Source organism: Elioraea sp. (genome assembly GCF_051860475.1).
In the GTDB taxonomy this organism is placed as follows: Bacteria; Pseudomonadota; Alphaproteobacteria; order Acetobacterales; family Acetobacteraceae; genus Elioraea.
The window spans coordinates 1-623 of the sequence record NZ_JBHYDW010000310.1; the positions used below are offsets into that span (position 1 = coordinate 1).

At 66.6% G+C, this 623-nt stretch carries 1 pseudogene; it reads left to right on the forward strand.

Features of this window, described 5'->3' with window-relative positions:
• Nucleotides 1-62 precede the first annotated feature (62 nt).
• Nucleotides 63-623, forward strand: a pseudogene (locus ACTIFU_RS23930) (IS256 family transposase); the annotation flags it as partial.

Genomic DNA, 623 nt, shown 5'->3' on the forward strand with positions numbered 1-623 from the left:
GCATGCAGCGGCTCCTTCAGCTCCACCCTACGGCCCCAAACACGAAATTTCCGATAGACCCCCGCTTCCCCGGCTTCGACGAGAAGATCGTCTCGATGTACGCGCGGGGAATGAGCACGCGCGAGATCCAGGGCCATCTGCGCGAACTCTACGGCCTGGAGGTCTCGCCCGACCTGGTCAGCGCGGTGACCGACGCCGTGCTGGAGGAAGTCGCCGAGTGGCAGAACCGGCCGCTCGAGCGCCTCTATCCGCTGGTGTTCCTGGACGCGTTGCGGGTGAAGGTGCGCGACGAGGGCACGGTGCGCAACAAGGCGGTCTACCTCGCCCTCGGCGTCCGCCTCGACGGCACCAAGGAAGTGCTTGGCCTCTGGATCGAGCAGACCGAGGGCGCCAAGTTCTGGCTGCGCGTCATGAACGAGCTCAAGGACCGTGGCGTCGAAGACATCCTGATCGCCGTGGTCGACGGGTTGAAGGGCTTCCCCGACGCGATCGCCGCGGTGTTCCCGCAGACCCAGGTCCAGGCGTGCATTGTCCACCTGATCCGCAACGCGCTCGACTTCGTCTCCTACAAGGACCGCCGGGCCGTCGCCGCGGCGCTGAAGGAGGTCTACCGCGCGCGTGAC